General features: G+C 72.2%; 13 protein-coding genes. 4 read left to right on the top strand and 9 right to left on the bottom strand.

Features of this window, described 5'->3' with window-relative positions; translation table 11 throughout:
• Positions 1–56: 56 nt before the first annotated feature.
• The gene (proS, locus tag ACTWP8_RS06280) at positions 57–1,472 is read right to left on the bottom strand and encodes a proline--tRNA ligase (protein ID WP_443321129.1); all 1,416 of its coding nucleotides are present in this window, start codon (positions 1,470–1,472) and stop codon (positions 57–59) included.
• Between the two features lie 279 nt (positions 1,473–1,751).
• Here proS and ACTWP8_RS06275 point away from each other — a divergent pair, with 279 nt between their 5' ends.
• A complete protein-coding gene (locus ACTWP8_RS06275) occupies positions 1,752–2,594 on the top strand; it encodes a class I SAM-dependent methyltransferase (RefSeq protein ID WP_443321128.1) in 843 nt (280 codons plus the stop codon).
• A 90-nt stretch (positions 2,595–2,684) separates the two neighbouring features.
• On the opposite strand, the gene ffh is transcribed toward ACTWP8_RS06275, so the two are convergent.
• The 5 genes from ffh to nsdA all read right to left on the bottom strand — a co-directional run bounded on the left by ffh (position 2,685) and on the right by nsdA (position 10,505).
• Complete coding sequence (gene ffh, locus ACTWP8_RS06270; RefSeq protein ID WP_443321127.1) at positions 2,685–4,256, bottom strand: signal recognition particle protein; 1,572 nt, start codon at positions 4,254–4,256, stop codon at positions 2,685–2,687.
• Between the two features lie 111 nt (positions 4,257–4,367).
• Positions 4,368–6,956, bottom strand: a complete 2,589-nt coding sequence (locus tag ACTWP8_RS06265) for a [protein-PII] uridylyltransferase (RefSeq protein WP_443321126.1) — start codon at positions 6,954–6,956, stop codon at positions 4,368–4,370.
• Positions 6,957–6,978: 22 nt separating this feature from the next.
• The gene (locus ACTWP8_RS06260) at positions 6,979–7,317 is read right to left on the bottom strand and encodes a P-II family nitrogen regulator (RefSeq protein ID WP_443317947.1); all 339 of its coding nucleotides are present in this window, start codon (positions 7,315–7,317) and stop codon (positions 6,979–6,981) included.
• Positions 7,314–8,678, bottom strand: coding sequence for an ammonium transporter (locus tag ACTWP8_RS06255; protein ID WP_443317946.1), 1,365 nt, complete (start codon positions 8,676–8,678; stop codon positions 7,314–7,316). Before ACTWP8_RS06255 ends, ACTWP8_RS06260 begins: the two co-directional genes overlap by 4 nt.
• A 336-nt stretch (positions 8,679–9,014) precedes the next feature.
• On the bottom strand, positions 9,015–10,505 hold the full coding sequence (gene nsdA / locus ACTWP8_RS06250) for a transcriptional repressor NsdA (protein ID WP_443321125.1): 1,491 nt from the start codon (positions 10,503–10,505) through the stop codon (positions 9,015–9,017).
• A 433-nt stretch (positions 10,506–10,938) separates the two neighbouring features.
• On the opposite strand from nsdA, the gene ACTWP8_RS06245 reads away from it, so the two are divergent.
• Positions 10,939–11,622 (top strand): bifunctional DNA primase/polymerase, encoded by a 684-nt coding sequence (locus ACTWP8_RS06245; protein WP_443321124.1) that lies wholly within the window; start codon positions 10,939–10,941, stop codon positions 11,620–11,622.
• Between the two features lie 157 nt (positions 11,623–11,779).
• On the opposite strand, the gene ftsY is transcribed toward ACTWP8_RS06245, so the two are convergent.
• Complete coding sequence (gene ftsY / locus ACTWP8_RS06240) at positions 11,780–13,006, bottom strand: signal recognition particle-docking protein FtsY (RefSeq protein WP_443321123.1); 1,227 nt, start codon at positions 13,004–13,006, stop codon at positions 11,780–11,782.
• 211 nt (positions 13,007–13,217) lie between these two features.
• Here ftsY and ACTWP8_RS06235 point away from each other — a divergent pair, with 211 nt between their 5' ends.
• Both ACTWP8_RS06235 and ACTWP8_RS06230 read left to right on the top strand, forming a co-directional pair.
• Positions 13,218–13,448, top strand: coding sequence for a hypothetical protein (locus ACTWP8_RS06235; protein WP_443321213.1), 231 nt, complete (start codon positions 13,218–13,220; stop codon positions 13,446–13,448).
• A 71-nt stretch (positions 13,449–13,519) separates the two neighbouring features.
• Positions 13,520–14,509, top strand: coding sequence for an LLM class flavin-dependent oxidoreductase (locus ACTWP8_RS06230; protein WP_443321122.1), 990 nt, complete (start codon positions 13,520–13,522; stop codon positions 14,507–14,509).
• A 42-nt stretch (positions 14,510–14,551) separates the two neighbouring features.
• Here ACTWP8_RS06230 and ACTWP8_RS06225 read toward each other — a convergent pair whose 3' ends face one another.
• Together ACTWP8_RS06225 and ACTWP8_RS06220 are read right to left on the bottom strand one after the other, a co-directional pair.
• Complete coding sequence (locus ACTWP8_RS06225; protein WP_443321121.1) at positions 14,552–15,979, bottom strand: sugar porter family MFS transporter; 1,428 nt, start codon at positions 15,977–15,979, stop codon at positions 14,552–14,554.
• A gap of 209 nt (positions 15,980–16,188) precedes the next feature.
• Positions 16,189–20,151, bottom strand: coding sequence for an AAA family ATPase (locus ACTWP8_RS06220; protein ID WP_443321120.1), 3,963 nt, complete (start codon positions 20,149–20,151; stop codon positions 16,189–16,191).
• Positions 20,152–20,242: the final 91 nt, after the last annotated feature.

Raw genomic sequence — 20,242 nt, 5'->3', positions numbered from 1 at the left:
CACGCCGGGGCGAATCAGCCAGGAAGCCTTCAGCAGGGCCGCCCCGGGCACAGCGCTCAGTAGGCGCGCGCGACCACCGCGAGGGTACCGGGGGCGTCGTCGGACTCCGGGACGGCCCCGTCCTCGCCGACGAGACAGCGCACCGTGACCGCCTGCTCGGCGAGCCTGGCCTCGCCCTCCTCGCCCAGCACGGACCACGGGATCCGGGCCCACCCGCCCGCAACCGCGACCTCCGCGGCCTCCCCGACCGTGGTCACGTCGGAGGTACGGGACTCGCGGCGCTCGCGCGACTGCCGGAGCAGCAGCGCCTGGTCGTCCTCGAGGATCTTGGGGAGCAGCGCATCCAGGGCCTCGATCTGCACCGCTTCCTTGCCCCCGGGGATACGGCGGGCCACCATCGCCGTGCCGTTCTCCATGTCCCGGGGCCCGACCTCGATCCGGACCGGGACGCCCTTGAGCTCCCAGTCGACGGCGCGGCGGCCGAAGGGCGTGTCGGTGCGGTCGTCGACGTGGACGCGGACGCCTGCGGCAGCCAGCCGGTCGCCGATCTCGCGGACCTTGGCGATCACCGCGTCGTCACCCTTGATCGCCAGGACCACGGCCTGGACGGGTGCGAGGCGCGGCGGCACGCGCAGGCCGTTGTCGTCGCCGTGAGACATGATCAGGCCACCGACCATGCGCGTCGAGGAGCCCCAGGAGGTCTGCCAGACCAGCTCCTGCTTGCCGTCCCTGGACAGGTACTGGGTGTTGAAGGCCTTGGCGAAGTTCTGGCCGAGCTCATGGCTCGTGCCCATCTGGAGCGCCTTGCCGTCGCCCATCATGCCCTCGAGGGTCAGGGTGTTGATCGCGCCGGCGAACCGTTCCTTGGGGGTCTTGCGCCCCAGCACCACGTCGATGCCGAGGACGTCCACCATGAAGTCCGCGTAGACCTCCTTGTGGATGTACGCGGCGTAGTCGCGGGCGTCCTCGTACGTGGCGTGGGCGGTGTGGCCCTCCTGCCAGAGGAACTCGGTGGTGCGCAGGAAGACCCGGGGCCGCATCTCCCAGCGGACGACGTTCGCCCACTGGTTGATCAGCAGGGGCAGGTCGCGGTAGCTCTGCACCCACTTCGAGAAGTATTCGTTGATGATCGTCTCGGAGGTGGGCCGGACGACGACCGGCTCCTCGAGCTCCTTGCCGCCGCCGTGCGTGACCACCGCGAGCTCGGGGGCGAAGCCCTCGACGTGCTCGGCCTCCTTGGTCAGGTACGACTGCGGGATGAAGAGGGGGAAGTAGGCGTTGGAGGCCCCCGCGGCCTTGATCCGCGCGTCCATCTCCTGCTGCATCCGCTCCCACAGGCCGTAGCCGTACGGTCGGATGACCATGGTGCCGCGCACCGGGCCGTTGTCGGCCAGCTCGGCTTTGTTGATCAAGTCCTGGTACCAGCGCGGGAAGTCGTCCGCCTGGGGTGTGAGCACGGGAGCCTTTGCCATGGCGGAGATGGTACGGCGGTGTCACCCTGAAATGTGAATCGGCGGGTGCACGGACCGGAACCGGGGGCGCACGCGGGGTGCACGGAAGCGTGCGCGCAAGCACCCCTCGCACACCCTCTGGACTCGGGTACGGATCGGCAGTTATCTGGCATCGGGGATGCGGGCCTCCACCGGACCTTCCGGCCCGGAGAGGCCCCTTGGGGGATGCGGCAACAGGCACGGTCAGGGGGGCGGGTCAGGCAGAAGCGGCAACAGCTCTCGGCGGATTGGGGCGCATCGATGACACCCACGCTCGTACGGCAGCACCACGTCCACCCCGCTTCACCCCCGGATCCCGCACGGTCCTGGCGCGCCCGGGACTGGGCGGAGATCCAGGAACGCATGCTGGTGCCGCTCTACGAGGCGGTGTACGAGCGCCTGGAAGTGGGTCCTGCGACGCGAGTGCTGGGCCTGGGCTGCGGCTCGGGGCTCGCCCTGCTCATGGCGGCCGCCAGGGGCGCGCACGTCACCGGGACCGAGGCGGATGCCGAGCGTCTCGCGCTGGCGCGGGAGCGGCTGCTGCCCGATGACGGCGCGCGGGTGCGCACGGCCCGTACGCGGCTGCTGGGGAGCGTCCCCGGCGAGGTCGCGGAGCCCGGTGGGCCCGGGTTCAACCTGGTGACGGCCTTCGACCCGCAGCCGTTCGCCGAGGGCGATCTCGTATCGGCGCTGTCGGAGGCGGCCGCGATGGCGGAGCGCGGAACTCCGGTCGTCCTGGCCGGGTGGGGTCCTGCCGAGCGGTGTGCCACCTCGTCGGTGCTGCGGGTGGCGTCCCGGCTCGCCGACCCGCTGCGGACGCCCGGGGGCTGGCGGCCCCGCGGGAGGGACGACCTGGAGGAGCTGGCGCACCGGGCGGGGCTGCGGCCGGACGGCTCGGGGCGGGTCGCCTGCCCGTTCGGATACGCCGACATGGACAGCGCGGTGCGTGGCCTGCTGTCGACCGGGCTGTTCGACGCGGCGGTGGCGGCCACCGACCGGTCGCAGGTCGACAAGGAGCTGACCGAGGCCCTGCACCCGCACACGCGCCCGGACGGCACGGTCTGGATGCCGAACGTCTTCCGCTATCTCATCGCCCGCGTCTGAACCCGTCTGAACTCGTCCCAACTCGTCCGATCTCGCTCACGACCAGCGGCCGGGGATCGCTCCCCGGCCGCTGTCGCCGTACGCGTATCGCTACTTGTCCTGCGGCGGAAGCAAGTCCCGGAATTCCTTGGGGAGTTCGAAGGAGTCCGCGTCCGCGCCGGCGCCCGGGAGGCCGAACGCGCCGCCCTGCGGGCTGCCCGCGCCCGCCGCCTTGCGCTGAGCCGCCGCCTGCTCCTCGGCCTTGCGCTTCATCGGGTTCCCGCTGCGCTGCTTGCCCTTGGCCTGCTTCTGCTTCTTCTTCTGCCGGCCGGGCCCACCGCCCATGCCCGGCACCCCGGGCATCCCCGGCATGCCGCCGCCCTGCGCCATGCGCGACATCATCTTGCGCGCCTCGAAGAAGCGCTCGACGAGGTTCTTCACCGCGCTGACGTCCACGCCGGAACCCCGGGCGATACGAGCGCGGCGCGAGCCGTTGATGATGTTCGGGTCCTGGCGCTCGCCCGGCGTCATCGACTTGATGATCGCGGCCGTGCGGTCCACGTCCCGCTCGTCGAGGTTGTTGATCTGGTCCTTGATCTGGCCCATGCCCGGCAGCATCCCGAGCAGCTTGGAGATGGAGCCCATCTTGCGGACCTGCTCCATCTGGGCCAGGAAGTCGTCGAGCGTGAACTCCTTGGGGCCCTTCGCCAGCTTGGCCGCCATCTTCTCGGCCTCGGCCTGGCTGAAGGTCTGCTCGGCCTTCTCGATCAGGCTGAGCATGTCGCCCATGCCGAGGATGCGGGACGCCATGCGGTCGGGGTGGAACGCGTCGAAGTCGTCCAGCTTCTCGCCGTTGGAGGCGAACATGATCTGGCGGCCCGTCACATGCGCGATCGAGAGCGCGGCGCCACCGCGCGCGTCGCCGTCCAGCTTGGAGAGCACCACGCCGTCGAAGCCGACGCCGTCGCGGAAGGCCTCGGCCGTGTTGACCGCGTCCTGGCCGATCATCGCGTCGACGATGAAGAGGATCTCGTCCGGGCTGACCGCATCCCGGATGTCCGCGGCCTGCTGCATCATCTCGGCGTCGATGCCGAGGCGGCCCGCGGTGTCGACGATCACGACATCGTGCTGCTTGGTCCTGGCGAACTCGATCGAGTCCTTGGCGACCTGCACCGGATCGCCGGAGCCGTTGCCCGCCTCGGGCGCGAAGACGGCGACGCCCGCGCGCTCGGCGACCACCTCCAGTTGGTTCACGGCGTTGGGGCGCTGGAGGTCGGCGGCGACGAGCACGGGCGCGTGGCCCTGTGCCTTGAGCCAGCGGCCCAGCTTTCCGGCGAGGGTGGTCTTACCCGCACCTTGCAGACCGGCGAGCATGATCACCGTCGGCGGCTGCTTGGCGAACCGCAGGCGCCGGGTCTCGCCGCCGAGGATGCCGATCAGCTCATCGTTGACGATCTTGATGACCTGCTGTGCGGGGTTCAGCGCCTGGGAGACCTCGGCGCCGAGCGCGCGCTCCTTGAGGTGCTTGATGAAGGCCCGCACGACGGGCAGCGCGACGTCCGCCTCCAGCAGGGCGATACGGATCTCCCGCGCCGTGGCGTCGATGTCCGCCTCGGAAAGGCGGCCCTTGCCCCGAAGGTTCTTGAACGTCGCTGCGAGGCGGTCGGAAAGAGTGTCGAACACGGCGGTCGCGAATCCTCGTATCGGGGTGCGGTCGGGCAGATGACTCCCAAGGGTATCTGCCCGGTCCGGGTATGGTCTGCCCCGTACCCGGACCGATCCTTCGAGCCAGGCTCAGCGCAGAGCGCTCTCCACGGCCTGGGCGACCGCCAGGGCCCGCTCGTCGGGCAGCGGATCACCCGCCGGATCCGTGACGTAGAAGGCGTCCACCGCGTTCGCGCCCAGCGTGCTGACATGCGCGCTGCGCACCCGTACCGCGGCCGCGTCCAGCGCCCTGCCGATGCGGTGCAGCAGCCCGGGCGCGTCCTGGGTGCGCACCTCGATGACGGTGGCGAGCCGGGAGCCCGCGGGAGCGACGGTCACGCGTGGCGGCGGGGCCTGTACGCCGCGGCGGCGCGGGTAGGCGGCCTCGCGCTCGGCGAGCCGGGCGGGGATGTCCAGCGAGCCGTTCAGCGCCCGGACGAGGTCGTTGCGCAGCCGGGCCGCCTGGGGCAGCGAGCCGTACTCGGCGGCCACCCGCCAGCTCAGCAGCAGCACGCCGCCGCCCGGCCGCTTCCCTTCCGAGGGCTTCTCGTCCCCCTCCCGCCCGGCCAGCGCCTCCGGCAGCTCGATGGCGCGCAGATCCGCCGCCCGTACGGTCAGCCGGTGCATCGCCAGCACACCCGCCACCGCGGGCAGCACGCCCGACTGATCGGGAACGGCGATGAGCAGCTCCACACCGACCGGTTCTGGACCGGACTCCACGTCGCGGCCGCTGGCCTCGGCGTCCTCCTCGCCCGGCAGGGCGAGCTCGGTCTGGGCGTGCAGCGCGAGGACGGGCCCGCCGGTGCGGAGCGCCTCGATGGCGAGCCGCTCCTGCTCGGCGGTCGGCTCCGAAGGCGTGCCCTGGTCCTCGACCGGTTCGCCGCTGAGCACCGCTGTGACCCGTTTCACCAGATCGGCCACCAGCCCGCCGCGCCACGAGCTCCACGCCGCCGGGCCCGTGGCCAGCGCGTCGGCCTCGGTGAGGGCGTGCAGCAGCTCGAGGGTGCCGATGCTGCCGACGGCCCGGGCGACCGAGCGGACGGTGGCGGGGTCGTCGAGGTCCCGCCGGGTCGCGGTCTCCACGAGCAGCAGGTGGTGGCGTACGAGCGTGGCGAGCACCCCGACATCCGCGCGGTCGAAGCCGATCCGGGAGGCCACGTCCTTGGCGATGACCTCGCCGGCCACCGAGTGGTCGCCGGGCCAGCCCTTGCCGATGTCGTGCAGCAGCGCCGCGACCAGCAGCAGGTCGGGGCGGCCGACGCGGCGGGTGAGCGCGGAGGCCCGTACGGCGGTCTCCACGAGGTGGCGGTCGACGGTCCAGCGGTGCACCGGGTTGCGCTGCGGGCGGCAGCGGACCCGCTCCCAGTCCGGCAGCAGCCGGGTGATCAGCCCTTCGGCCTCCAGCGCCTCCCATACCGGGACGGTGGGCTCGCCCGCGCCGAGCAGCGTGACGAGCTGCTCCCTGGCCTCGGCCGGCCACGGTACGGGCAGGGGGCGTGCGGTCGCGGTCATGCGTCGTACGGCGTGCAGCGAGAGCGGCAGTCCCGCCTGCGCCGCCGCGGCCGCGGCCCGCAGCGGGAGCACGGGATCGCGGTCGGGCCGCGCGGTGCGGGCGAGCACCACCTCGCCCTCCAGCTCCACGACGCCCTCGGCGAGCGGCGTTCGCTCGGCGCCGTCTCCGTGCGCGCGGCCGGAGCCCGCGCGCCCGCCGCGGCCGCCGAGCAGCGACCGGAGGCGGGGCCGCGCGGCGCGGGCACGCAGCACCCGGCCGACCTCGCGCCAGGTCACGTCGCCGGCGTACGAAACGGTGCGCGCGGCTTCGTACACCTGGCGCAGCAGCGCGTCGGCGTCCAGCAGGCCGAGGTCCGCGGCGACCTGGTCCTGCTCCTGGAGCGCCAGCCGGTCGGTGGCCCGCCCTGTGGACAGATGCAGCGCGTCGCGGGCGTCCAGGAGCCGCCTGCGCGCGTCCTCGAGGCCTTCACGGGGCGCGTCGGCGAGCCAGGACGCGGCGACGGCGCGCAGCGCGGTCACGTCCCGCAGCCCGCCCCGCGCCTCCTTGAGGTCCGGTTCGAGCAGGAACTGCAACTCCCCCTGCCGCTCGGCGCGCTCCTGGCACAACTCGTTCAGCTCCGGCAGCCGCTTGGGCGCCTGGTTGCGCCAGTCGGCGAGCACGGCCGTGCGCATCCCCGCCGTCAGCGCGGCGTCGCCCGCGACATGCCGGGCGTCCAGCAGCCCCAGCTGCACCTTGAGGTCCTCCCCCGCGGTCTTGCGGGCCTCCGCCGGGGTGCGGACGGAGTGGTCGAGGGCCAGGCCGAGGTCCCAGACCGGGTACCAGACGCGGTCCGCGAGCGTCGCCACCGCACCGGCGTCCGCGGACCCGTCGTGCAGAAGCAGCAGATCGAGATCGCTGCGCGGGGACAGCTCGCCGCGCCCGTAGCCCCCGACGGACACCAGCGCGACGCCGCTCGTGCCCGCGGCCCTGGCACCGCTGTGGAGCAGGGCGGCCAGCCACTCGTCGGTGAGTCTGGCCAGCGCGGCACGCCGGGACGGCCCGGACTGCGACTCCTCCTGGAGGAGTCGCAGCCGGGCCGCCGCGTAGCCGCCGGGTCCCGAGTCGGACGTTTCCTTCTTCTCTCCGAGGCTCTGCTCGTCGAGGTCTTCGAGGCTTTCCGCCGTCACTCGGGCTCCTGACTCGTCGTGGTCAGAGCGCGTCCGGGCCGCGCTCGCCGGTCCGTACCCGGACCGCCGAGTCGACCGGGATGCTCCAGACCTTGCCATCGCCGATCTTGCCGGTGCGGGCCGCCTTCACGATGACATCGATCAGCTGCTCCGCGTCCGCGTCCTCGACCAGCACCTCGATCCGGATCTTCGGCACCAGGTCGACGGTGTACTCCGCGCCCCGGTAGACCTCGGTGTGGCCGCGCTGCCGCCCGTAGCCGCTCGCCTCGGTGACGGTCAGCCCCTGGACGCCGAAGGCCTGCAGGGCTTCCTTGATCTCGTCGAGCCGGTGCGGCTTCACGACTGCCGTGATGAGCTTCATGCGTCCACCTTCTTGTTCTTGGCGACCACAGCCGACGCGTCCTGGTTCGGGGCGGCGGGGACGGCGGTACGGTCAGCCGCGCCGCCGCCGGCACCGCTGAAGTCGTACGCGGTCTCGGCGTGCTCGACCTGGTCGATGCCGGAGATCTCGTCGTCCTCGGAGACCCGCATCCCGATCGTCTTGTCGATCAGGAAGGCGAGGATCGCGGAGACGATCAGAGAGTACGCGAGGGTCGCGCCGACACCAGCGGCCTGCTTGCCGAGCTGGCCCAGGCCACCGCCGTAGAAGAGGCCCGCGACGTCCGACTGCACGCCGCCGGTGGCGAAGAAGCCGACCAGGAGCGAGCCGACGATACCGCCGACCAGGTGGACGCCGACGACGTCGAGGGAGTCGTCGTAGCCCAGCTTGTACTTCAGGCCGACGGCCATGGCGCACAGCACACCGGCGATGGCGCCGACGGCGATCGCGCCGAGCGGGCTGACGGAGCCGCCGGACGGGGTGATGGCGACCAGGCCCGCGACCGCGCCGGAGGCGGCGCCGAGGGTGGTGAACGCACCGTGGCGGATCTTCTCGTATGCGAGCCAGGCGAGCATCGCGGCGGCGGTGGCGATCTGGGTGTTGAAGAACATCACCGCGCCGACACCGTCGTCGTTGCCGAGCCAGGAACCGGCGTTGAATCCGAACCAGCCGAACCACAGGAGCCCGGCGCCGAGCATGACCAGCGGCAGGCTGTGCGGCCGCATCGGGTCCTTCTTGAAGCCGACGCGCTTGCCGATCACCAGGATCACGCCGAGCGCCGCGGCACCGGCGTTGATGTGGACCGCCGTACCACCGGCGAAGTCGATCACACCGAGCTCGAAGGCCCAGCCGCCGGTCCCCCACACCCAGTGCGCGATCGGGAAGTAGACCACCGTGACCCACAGCGTGATGAACAGCGCCCAGGCGGTGAACTTCACGCGGTCGGCCAGAGCGCCGCTGATCAGCGCGGGCGTGATGATGGCGAACATCAGCTGGAAGACAGCGAACACGTAGATCGGGATGGTGTAACCGTCCCAGAGCTGGGTGAGGCCGAGGCCGCTCAGCCCGAGGTAGTCGGTGGACCAGCCGATCACGCTGCCCTTGTCGGTGCCGAAGGCGAGGCTGAAGCCGTACAGCACCCAGAGGATGGTGACGATCCCCAAGCTGATGAAGCTCATCATCAGCATGTTGAGGGTGCTCTTGACCCGGACCATGCCTCCGTAGAAGAAGGCCAGGCCCGGCGTCATGAGCATCACCAGGGCGGAACAGATGAGCATGAATCCGGTGTTGGCGGCAGACAGCTCTGGAGCGTCTGCGGCAAGCGTGGTGATGCCTGGGGGCATCGGCGTCTCCTCGTCGTCGGTGCGGCCCGTGCGGGAAAGCCATTACGGAAAGAGCGATGGGCCGGTTATGCGCCACGAGGTTGGCGCAGGCCGGTTTCAGTCGATGCCGCACGGTGTTTCGGCGCCGTGACGAAGGGCCTGCCTGTGTTACGCGCAGATGAACTTGCAGTGGTCCGTGCGGCACCCCCGATACTCTCCCGCCGATACAGGTACCGGCCGCGACCGCCATCCGGTTGACCGGGCGGGGGAGCGGGCCGGACTGTACGCAGTGCCGTCGCGGCCGACGTCGAGGTGGTGGCGCGATCCGGCCACCCCCACCAGGCGGCCGCCGCCTTCTCAGACCGCCTGGGCGGCGTCCACGCTGTCCGGCAGCTGCAGGGCGAGCTGCTCGGCGAGGTGGGTGACCTCCGCCACACCCGAGAAGTCCCGGGAGGCGGTGTCCACGGTCTTGCGGAGCCGCGTGTTCACCCGCTCCGAGCGCACCCGTTTGGCCACGACCAGCGCCTTCTCGGCCACGGCCGCGGACTGCTCGGGCTCCTTCTCCAGCAGGTGGACGGTGGCCATACCGATGAGGTTGAGCGCATACGACCGCTGGTGCTCATCGTCCTGGCCGAAGAGCTCGACGGCCTTCTGCATCTCCGGCCGGGCGAGCGAGGCGTACGTCGGGCTGCGTCCGGCCACATAGGCCAGGTCGCGGTAGGAGTGCGCGTTCTCGGCGTGCAGCTCGGCCTCGGAGAAGAAGCGGATCCAGTCCGGGTCCTGGTCGGACGCGGAGGTCTCGGCGAAGGCCTCCTGGGCCATCCGCACCGCGCGGTGGCACTTGTTCGGCTGGCCCATGTTGGCGTACGCCCGGGCTTCCATCGCATACAGCATCGCCTGCGTCCGCGCGGTCGAGCAGTCCCGGCTGCCGTACTGCGCGAGGTGGATCAGCTCGAGGGCGTCGTCCGGCCGCCCGACGTGGATCATCTGGCGGCTCATGTTGGACAGGATGTACGAGCCGAGGGGCTTCTCCCCGGCCTCCTTCGACGCGTGCAGGGCGAGGACGAAGTACTTCTGCGCGGTGGGCTGGAGGCCGACGTCGTAGCTCATCCAGCCGGCCAGCTCGGCGAGCTCCGCGGCGACCTTGAACAGCCGCCTCGAGACCGCCCCGGGCTGCGGCTCCTGCAGCAGGTCGGTGACCTCGTGCAGCTGGCCCACCACCGCCTTGCGGCGCAGCCCGCCTCCGCACTGGGCGTCCCACTGCCGGAACATCCGGGTGGTGGACTCGAGCAGGTCCAGCTCGGGCCCCGACAGCTTGGTGCCGCGCCGTGACGCGGACTGGACGGGCAGCACGGGGGCCTCGGGCGGGCCGCCCGCGGGCGAGGGCACCAGCCAGCGCTGCATCGGCTCGATGAGGGCGGGGCCCGCGGCGAGCGCGAGCGAGGTCCCCAGGAAGCCCCGCCGCGCCAGCATGAGGTCGCTGCGCGAGAACTCGCTGATCAGCTCGACGGTCTGGGGCCCGGCCCAGGGCAGGTCGATCCCGGACACCGAGAGTGACTGGTGCGCGCAGCGCAGCCCGAGCTCCTCGATCGCGACGACGCAGCCGAAGCGCTCGGAGAACAGCTCGGAGAGGATCCGCGGAATCGGCTCGCGGGGCTGCTCGCCGTCGAGCCAGCGGCGCACCCGGGAGGTGTCCGTGCTGATGTGGTGCGCGCCCATCTGGCGGGCGCGGCGGTTCACCTGACGCGCCAGCTCGCCCTTCGACCAGCCGCTGCGCACGAACCACGAACCGAGCTGCTCGTTGGGGCGCTTGTCAGCGTTGGACCCGCTACCGCCGTTGCCGCCCACTGGAACGCCCCCATCCCGCCTTCATGCCGTCCGCGAACCGTCTAAGGATGCCGCCCGGTGCGGCATCTGTCCCGCGAAGTTGCCTTCGGGCGGGGCCGGCAGACGGGGCGTCATGCCATCGGCATACCCAACAGCGGGCGTATTCACGGAGGTTCGTACACCGAAAGTAATCCTACGATCACTGGCCCGGCGACGCGTTTCCCGGAATCGCCACCATTCGCCACCCCTTCGAATGAACTCCCCTGCGACTCTTCGCGATTCACTTGACTTGGGGCGATGCGAAACCGGCGGAGTGACGCTCACGGGGGCGCGTTCTTTGCCGTGCACCACCCGCCGAGCCACGCCACGCCGGGACGAGAACGGGGTGACAACGGACGGTCACGGCGAGACTCCATGACGTAACCATCGGCGAATGTGACCCGTTGGAGGGAGCATGGGCTTCACGATCGGCGGCATCCGCGACATGCGGTCCGGCTCGCGGCGGCGTGCCCGTACGTCCGAGTGCACGACGGTGGCGGAGTACACCGGCCTGTGGGGATGGGACGTGACACCGGGCGCCCGCGCGAAACGCGGCCCCGGCGACGGCGGCAGCGCGGGCGAGTGCTCGTGCGGGGCCGCCGACTGCCGCTCCCCCGGCGCCCACCCGCTCGGCTTCGCACCCGAGGTGAAGGCGGGCGCCACTCTCGACGAGGTCACCGCCGCGTGGGCCGAAGTGCCGGGCGCCGCCGTGCTCCTGCCGGTGGGCCGGTCGTTCGATGTCATCGAGGTCGCCGAGCCCGCGGGGCGCCACGCCCTGGTCCGCCTCGAGCGGATGGGGCTGCCGCTCGGCCCGGTCACCGTGACCCCGCACGGCCGGGCGCAGTTCTTCGTCGCCCCGGGCGCCGCGGACGAGCTCCCGGAGCTCCTGTACCGGATGGGCTGGGACGACGCCGGGCTCGACCTGCACGGCCTCGGCACCGGGAGCCATGTCACGGCCCCGCCGTCGGACCTGGCGGGACTGGGGCCGGTGCGCTGGCTGCGGCCGCCCACGCTCGACACCGCCGGGCGCCCCCCGCAGGCCCGGCTCCTGCTGGGCACGCTCGCGTACGTGAGCCACCGCGCACCTTTTTGCGCCTAGGCCGGCGCCGCTCTCGCCCCCTTTTGGCCTCAGCCGGCGCCGCTCTCGCGGACCTGGTTGCTCGCCGTTGGGGTTCCTCCATTGATGATTGCCGCAACAGAAGATCAGCCCCGCCGCATCAAGCTCGCATGCGGCGGGGCTGTCCTGAACGTGGGCGTCACTCGCCGATCAGGGCGTCCACAAAAGCCTCCGGCTCGAACGGCGCCAGGTCGTCCGCGCCCTCGCCGAGGCCAATGAGCTTGACCGGCACGCCCAGCTCGCGCTGCACGGCGACGACGATGCCGCCCTTGGCGGTGCCGTCCAGCTTGGTGAGGACGATGCCGGTGATGTCCACGACCTCCGCGAAGACCCGCGCCTGCACCAGGCCGTTCTGGCCCGTGGTGGCGTCGAGCACGAGCAGGACCTCGCCCACGGGCCCGTGCTTCTCCACGACCCGCTTGACCTTGCCCAGCTCGTCCATGAGGCCGGTCTTGGTGTGCAGCCGACCCGCGGTGTCGATCAGAACGACGTCCGCGCCCTCCGCGATGCCTTCCTTCACCGCGTCGTAGGCGACCGACGCCGGGTCGCCCGCCTCGGGACCGCGGACCGTACGGGCGCCGACCCGCTCGCCCCACGTCTGCAGCTGGTCGGAGGCCGCGGCACGGAAGGTGTCGGCCGCGCCGAGCACCACGCTGCGCCCGTCGGCGATGAGCACGCGCGCGAGCTTGCCGGTGGTGGTGGTCTTTCCGGTGCCGTTGACGCCGACGACCATGACCACGCCCGGGATCTCCCCGTCGCCGTCGGCGCCCACGGAGCCGTCGGTGTTCACCGAGCGGTCGGCCTCGGTGCCGATCAGGTGGAGGAGTTCCTCGCGCAGCAGGCCGCGCAGCTCCTCCGGCGTACGGGTGCCGAGCACCTTCACGCGCTCGCGCAACCGCTCGACCAGCTCCTGGGTCGGCGCGACGCCGACGTCGGCGGTGAGCAGCGTGTCCTCGATCTCCTCCCAGGTCTCCTCGTCCAGGTGCTCCCGCGAGAGCAGCGTGAGGAGGCCCTTGCCCAGCGTGTTCTGGGATCGGGAGAGCCGGGCGCGCAGCCGTACGAGGCGGCCGGCGGTGGGTGCCGGGACCTCGACCGGGGGGACCGGCTCGGTGACGATCGGCGCTTCCGCCCCGGGGGCGGCCGGGGCCTCGGCCTCGGGCAGGCCGACTTCTTCGATGGTGCGGCGCGGTTCCTCGCGCGGGGTTTCGGCCTCCTCGCCGACGTGCGGTTCGGCGGGCGGCGCGGTGATGGTGGGGGGACTCGGCGGGGCCTCGGGCTTCTTCTTCCGGCGGCTGCCGATCACGAGCCCGCTGATCGCGACGAGCGCGACCACGGCGATGACTACAGCAAGGATGACGGTGTCCATAACGGACCCAGTATCGGCCACTCGGCCGGAATGGCGAGACCGTCGGACACCCGCGGCACCAAAGCGCGCAAATCGCCCCGCCGGGGCGCGTGCCCGGAGCCACCCACAATGGCTCGGAGCCACGTAGCGCGCGCAGCGCCCCTAAGGCCCCCTCCCCCTCCCCCCACCAGGCCGTTTCCGCTGCCGCGAACCACCACGGAGCCGCTTCTTCATGGGCACCCCTGCGTCCACCGCGCCCACGTCCGCGCCCGACACCGACCGAGCCGTCGGGACGGTCGAGACACGCGGCATCGAACCCGTCGCGGACGGTGAGCGCGGCGGTCTGGTCACCGCGCCGGCCGGCATGCTGCTGATCAACAGCCTGTCGATGTACTCGGCCGGGTTCACCGCCCAGACGACGAGGGCGGACGAGCCGGTCCGGGAACCGGCCGCCGCGGGCTGACGGCTCTGGCGATCTGACGCGACGTCAGTTACCGTCCCTCTCGCCCGCCCACGGCGAAGGGGACGTCAGCCATGCCCGTCACAGTCGTCCGGTTCAACCTCGTCGATCCCGCCGCCACGCCCGCGACCCTGTCGGAGCGGTACCGCGCCGCCGTCGAGATGGCCGCCTACGCCGACGACCGCGGCATCACCACCGTCCAGACCGAGGAGCACCACGGCGCCGACAACGCCTGGCTGCCCTCGCCGCTGGTGTTCGCCGGGGCCGTCCTCGGCGCCACCCGCCGTATCTCGGTCACCGTCTCCGCCCTCATCGCGCCGCTCTACGACCCACTGCGGCTGGCCGAGGAGCTGGCCGTGCTCGATCTCACCAGCGGCGGAAGGCTGGTGACGGTCGCGGGCATCGGCTACCGGCCGGAGGAGTACGCGATGCTCGGCCGCGACTGGCTCCGGCGCGGCCGCCTCCAGGACGAGACGCTCGAGACCCTGCTGAAGGCCTGGACGGGCGAGCCGTTCGAGCATCAGGGCCGTAGGGTCCGCGTCACCCCGCGCCCGTACACCCGGCCCCATCCGCTGCTGCTGGTCGGCGGCAGCTCGAAGGCGGCCGCCCGCCGCGCCGCCCGCCTCGGCCTGCCGTTCTTCCCGAGTGCCCATCTGCCGGAGCTGGAGGCGTACTTCCACGCCTGCCGGGAGGAGTTCGGCACCGAGGGCTGGTGCATGATGCCGCCCGCGCAGACCCCGCTGCTGCACATCTCCGAGGATCCGGAACGGGCGTGGGCGCTGTACGGCGAGCATCTGCTGCACGAGGCGCGGACGTACGCGTCCTGGCAGACCGGGGCCGCCATCCACTCCAACGTGCGTTCCCGGGCTCACGGTGTGGCGGAGCTGCGCCGCGAGGGCGTCTACCGCATCCTCACGCCCGAGGAGTGCGTGGAGTTCGCGAGTTCGGCGGACGGCGGCGGCAGCCTGGTCATGCACCCGCTGTGCGGTGGCATGCCGGTCGACGAGGGCTGGCGGAGCCTGCATCTGTTCGGCGAAAAAGTACTGCCCCGGCTCGGGGAGTGAGCCGGGGCAGCACCTGTCGTGAGGAGAGGGGCAGCGGGGGGGTTAGCCCATCTCCTCCAACGCCTTGCCCTTGGTCTCCGGCACCCACTTGAGGATGAAGGGGATCGAGAGCACGGCGAAGACCGTGTAGATGACGTACGCGCCCGAGAGGTTCCAGTCCGACAGGGACGGGAAGCTCACGGTGATCAGCCAGTTGGCGACCCACTGGGCCGAGGCGGCGACGCCCAGCGCCGCGGCCCGGATCCGGTTCGGGAACATCTCGCCGAGCAGCACCCAGACCACCACGCCCCAGGAGAGCGCGAAGAAGAGCACGAAGGCGTGCGCCGCGACGAGCGCCACGGTGCCCTGGAGGTCGGGCATGGAGATGTCCGCGCCGCTGCCGGTCTTGTACGAGAAGGCCCAGGCGGCGAGGCCGAGCGAGAGCGCCATGCCCGCGGAGCCGATGAGGGCGAGCGGCTTGCGGCCGATCTTGTCGACGAACAGCATCGCGATGACGGTGCCGGCGATGTTGATGATCGACGTGGTGAAGCTGTAGAAGAACGAGCTGCTCGGGTCGATGCCGACGGACTGCCACAGCGACGACGAGTAGTAGAAGATCACGTTGATGCCGACGAGCTGCTGGAAGACCGAGAGGCCGATACCGATCCAGACGATCGGCAGCAGACCGCCGCGGCCGCCGAGCAGGTCCCGGAAGGTCGACTTGTGCTCGCTGCGCATCGCGGTCTCGATCTCGGCGACGCGGGTGTCGAGGTCGACGCCCTTGCCCTCGACCTCGGCGAGTACCTGCTTCGCCTGGGCGGCGCGGCCGGCGGAGATCAGGAAGCGGGGGGACTCGGGGATCGCGAAGGACAGCAGACCGTAGAGGACGGCGGGGATCACCATCACGCCGAGCATCCACTGCCAGGCCTCGAGCCCGGCCAGTTCACCGCGCTGCTCGCCGCCCGCGAGGCTGAGGACGCCCCAGTTGACGAGCTGGGATACGGCGATGCCGATGACGATGGCGGCCTGCTGGAAGGAGGCGAGCCGGCCGCGGTACGCGGGCGGTGCGACCTCGGCTATGTAGGCGGGGCCGATGACCGAGGCCATGCCGATGGCGACGCCGCCGAGGACACGCCACATGGCGAGGTCCCAGAGGGTGAACGGCAGCGCCGAGCCGATGGCGCTGACGGTGAAGAGCACGGCGGCGATCTGCATCACGCGGATCCGGCCGATGCGGTCGGCCATCCGGCCCGCGGTCGCGGCGCCCACGGCGCAGCCGATCAGCGCGGCCGCGATGACCTGGGCGAGGGCTTCGGAGCCGACCCCGAACTTGCCGCGGATGGCCTCGACTGCGCCGTTGATGACGGAGCTGTCGTAGCCGAAGAGAAAGCCGCCCATCGCTGCGGCGGCCGTGATGAAGATGACGTGGCCGAGGTGCTCCGGCTGGGCCTTGCGCCCTTCGGTCCGGGGTGGCTGCGCGGTGGTGGTCAACGTGTACTCCTTGGCCCGGCAGCGCCGCCGGGCGTGGGGGGCATGGCCCTTCCGGTGAGGGCGCATCCATGAGGAGCGCCACCACTTGAAGGTAAAAGCAACGTTGCAGACCTTATTCCTTCAAGTATCGAAGTCAATAGACCATGGCCAAGAAGTTTCCCTGACCGGACGTGGGGGTTGAGTTCAAGACTTGTAGCTGATCTCGGTGGTCAGCGAAGCCGCTGGCTGATGACCTTCGAGACGCCGTCGCCCTGCATCGACACGCCGTAGAGCGCGTCGGCGACCTCCATCGTCCGCTTCTGGTGCGTGATCACGATCAGCTGCGAACTCTCCTGCAGCTCCTCCATGATCCGGATCAGCCGCTGCAGGTTGGTGTCATCGAGCGCGGCCTCGACCTCGTCCATCACGTAGAACGGGCTGGGCCGGGCCTTGAAGATCGACACCAGCATGGCCACCGCCGTCAGCGACCGCTCGCCACCCGACAGCAGCGAAAGCCGCTTGACCTTCTTGCCCGGCGGGCGTGCCTCGACGTCCACGCCCGTGGTGAGCATGTTGTCGGGATCGGTCAGAATGAGTCGGCCCTCGCCGCCCGGGAAGAGACGGGAGAAGACCCCCTCGAACTCGCGGGCCGTGTCCCGGAACGCCTCGGTGAAGACCTGCTCGACCCGCTCGTCGACCTCCTTCACGACCTGGAGCAGGTCGGCGCGGGTCTTCTTCAGGTCCTCGAGCTGCTCGCTCAGGAACTTGTGACGTTCCTCCAGCGCCGCGAACTCCTCCAGCGCCAGCGGGTTCACCTTGCCCAGCTGCTGGTACGCCCGCTCGGCTGCCTTGAGCCGCTTCTCCTGCTGCGCACGCACGTACGGCACGGGCTGGTTGCGCGGATGCTCCGGGTCCTCCGGCAGCACCTCGCCCTCGGCGGGCGGCGACGGCGGTACGAGCTGGTCGGGCCCGTAGTCGGCGATCAGTCCGGCCGGCTCGACGCCCAGCTCCTCCAGCGCCTTGGTCTCCAGCTGCTCGATCCGCAGCCGTTTCTCGGCGCCCAGCACTTCGCCCCGGTGCACCGAGTCGGTCAGCTTGTCGAGCTCCGCCTTCAGATCGCGCCCGTGGTTGCGCTCGGCCGCCAGCTCCTGCTCGCGCTCGCCCTTCGCCCGCTCGGCCGCCGCGCGCTCCTCCTCCGCGCGGACGAGCGAGACCTCGACGTGTGCGAGCAGCTGGCGGGCGCCGTCCGCGACGGCCGAGGCGACCGCGGCCTCGTGGCGCAGCCGCGCGCGCCGCTGCTCCGCGCGCGCCCGTGCCTCGCGCTCGGCGCGCGCGGCCCGGTCGAGCGAGTCCGCCCGCCCCGCGAGCCCCTTGACCCGCTCCTCGTGGGTACGGACCTGCAGCCGCGCCTCCATCTCGGTCTGCCGCGCGTTGGCGCCGTCGGCCGCGAGCCGGTCCCGTACGGAGGTGTCGGGCTCCTCCTCCGCCGGAATCTCCTCGGCGGTACGCAGCCGCTCGGCGAGCTCCTCGACCTCCTCGGTGGCCCGTACGAGCGCATCCTCGGCCTTGGCGGCGGCCGCGGTCATGCGCTCGGCCTCGCCCGCGGCGGCCCGCGCCTGTCCCGCGAGCCGCCCGAGCGACTGCGCGGTCCTGGACTTCTCCCGGTCGGCAGCGCTCCGCTCCGCGGCCAACTCCTCCACGAGCGCGGCGCATTCGGTGCGCCGCTCGCCCGCGCGGTGCTGCGCGCCGGCCAGCTCCTCGCACCGTACGGCCAGCTCCTCGAGCTCGGCCGCCGCCTCGTCGACCGACGCCTGCACCTCCAGCAGACTCGGCGCCCCTGCGGAGCCGCCCTGCGCGAAGTGCGCGCCCAGCACGTCGCCTTCCGCGGTGACGGCGATGAGCCCGGGCCGCGCGGCGACCAGGTCCTCGGCGTCCTCCAGCGTCCCGACGACCACGACGTCCCGCAGCAGCCGCCGCACGGCGGGCATGAGCTGCCCGGGGCCGCGCACCAGATCGGCGGCATACGGGCGCCCGTCCGGCTCCGCGACCGTGCCCGGCCCGTCGGCCCGCTGTCCGGGCAGCGCCGTGGCCCCGGCCGCGGCCACGGCGCCGCCGACGGCTACGGCCTCGGACCCGCCCGGCAGCTCGCGGGCACCGTGCGGCCCGGGCTGCGGTGCGATCGCGTCACGACCGACGGCTGCGTCGCCGCCGAGGCGGTCGGCGCCCGCCGATGCCGACACCGCACCCGCCGCGCCCGGCCCCGGGCCGCCCGCGGGCGAATCATCGCGCTCCGCTCCCAGGGCGCCCCCGGCACCCAGCACCGGCGCGCCGGGCGCGGGGACGGGCGGGGCTGCGTCCGCGGAGTCGGCGGCGGTCGCGGGAGGGCCGCTCTCGCCGGTCGGTGAGGGCACCAGACCGGCTCCGGGCGCTCCGGGCGCGGACCCGTGTGCCGACGCGTCGGAGTCCTGCTCCGGGCCTGCGCCGAGCAGTATCGCCGCGCGGCCCGCGTCCTGTTTGCGCAGGAGGCGGAGGGCATCGGCCGCGGTGGCCGGGTCGGCGACCGCGACCGCGTCGGCCGCGGCGCCCAGGGCGGCGGCCACCGGGATCTCGAAGCCGGGGGCGACGGTGAGCAGCTCCGCGGCAGGCCCCAGCAGCCCGCTCAGGCGGTCGGCGGCGGCCAGGAGCGCGCCCGTGCCGTCCTTGCGGCGCAGACCCAGAGCCAGCGCGTCATGCCGGGCCGACGTGGCCGCGCGCCTGCGCTCGGCGGCCGTCGCGGCCTCGCGGGCGGCGCCGAGCGCGGCCTCGGCCTCGGCGAGCTCGCGCTTCGCCTGCTCGTGCCGCTCCGCCAACTCCGCGTCGCCCGCGTCGAGTCCGTCGACCTCGGCCTTGAGCTGCTCGTACTCCTCCTGCGCCGTGACCGCCCGCTCCTGCGCCTCGTCCCGCGCGCTCGCCAGCCGGTCGATCTCGGCCTGGGCAGAACCGGCCCTGCTGCGGGCCGCGTTGACCTGTCCGTGCAGCCGGGCCAGGCCCTCGCGCCGGTCGGCGATGGCGCGGGCGGCGTCCTTCAGGCGCCGCTCCTCCAGGGCCAACTCGCGCTCCAGTTCGGCCCGGTGCGCCACCGTGTCGTCCAGGGCCCGGGTCGCCGCATCCAGCGCGGCCTCCAGCTCCGCCTCCTGCTCGCGGATCCTGGCCGCCTCGCGCTCCATGTCCTCCGGGTCGCGTCCGCGCCGTTCGTCCGGGGGCGCTGCGGTCGCGCTCTTCACGCGCGCGTCCGCGAGGCTGATCGTGCCGCGCACCCTCTCGGCGAGCTGGGACAGCTCGTACCAGGTCTGCTGCGCCTGCTGCAGCCGCGGCGTCAGCCTCCGCACCTCGTCCTCGAGCGCCGCCTCGCGCTGCAGCGCCGCGCGCAGCTCGGCCTCCGCGGCGTCCTTGCGCTCCTTGAGCGCGGCCTCGTCCGCGACCTCGGCGCGCAGCGCCTCCCGCTGGGTGACCAGGTCGTCGGCCAGCAGCCGCAGCCGGGCGTCACGCAGGTCGGCCTGGATGACGGCGGCCCGCCGCGCCACCGCGGCCTGCCGCCCGAGCGGCTTGAGCTGCCGCCGCAACTCGTCGGTGAGGTCCTGCACGCGCGCGAGGTTGGCCTGCATCGCGTCGAGTTTCCGCAGCGCCTTCTCCTTGCGCTTGCGGTGCTTGAGGACGCCGGCCGCCTCTTCGATGAAGGCCCGGCGGCCCATCGGGTCGGCGTGCAGTACGGAGTCGAGCTGGCCCTGGCCGACGATGACGTGCATCTCGCGGCCGATGCCGGAGTCGGAGAGCAGCTCCTGGATGTCCAGCAGCCGGCAGGTGTCACCGTTGATCTGGTATTCGCTGCCGCCGTTGCGGAACATGATCCGCGTAATGGTCACTTCGGCATAGTCGATGGGCAGCGCACCGTCGGAGTTGTCGATCGTGAGGGAGACCTCGGCGCGCCCGAGCGGCGGCCGGCCGGTGGTCCCGGCGAAGATCACGTCCTCCATCTTGCCGCCACGCAGCGACTTGGCACCCTGCTCGCCCATGACCCAGGACAGCGCGTCCACGACGTTCGACTTGCCGGAGCCGTTGGGGCCCACGACGCACGTGATGCCGGGCTCGAAGCGCAGTGTCGTGGCCGACGCGAAGGATTTGAACCCGCGCAGGGTCAGGCTCTTGAGGTGCACGCCGTCGGACTCTACCTTCGCCTTCGGGTTTCACCGAGTTTCATGTGAGGAAACGCAGGGCACATCAGTCGGTAAGGGAGGCGCCCACGGA

The sequence above is a fragment of the Streptomyces sp. 7N604 genome, from assembly GCF_052245475.1.
Classification (GTDB): domain Bacteria; phylum Actinomycetota; class Actinomycetes; order Streptomycetales; family Streptomycetaceae; genus Streptomyces.
This window is presented reverse-complemented; position numbering and strand designations above follow the sequence as displayed.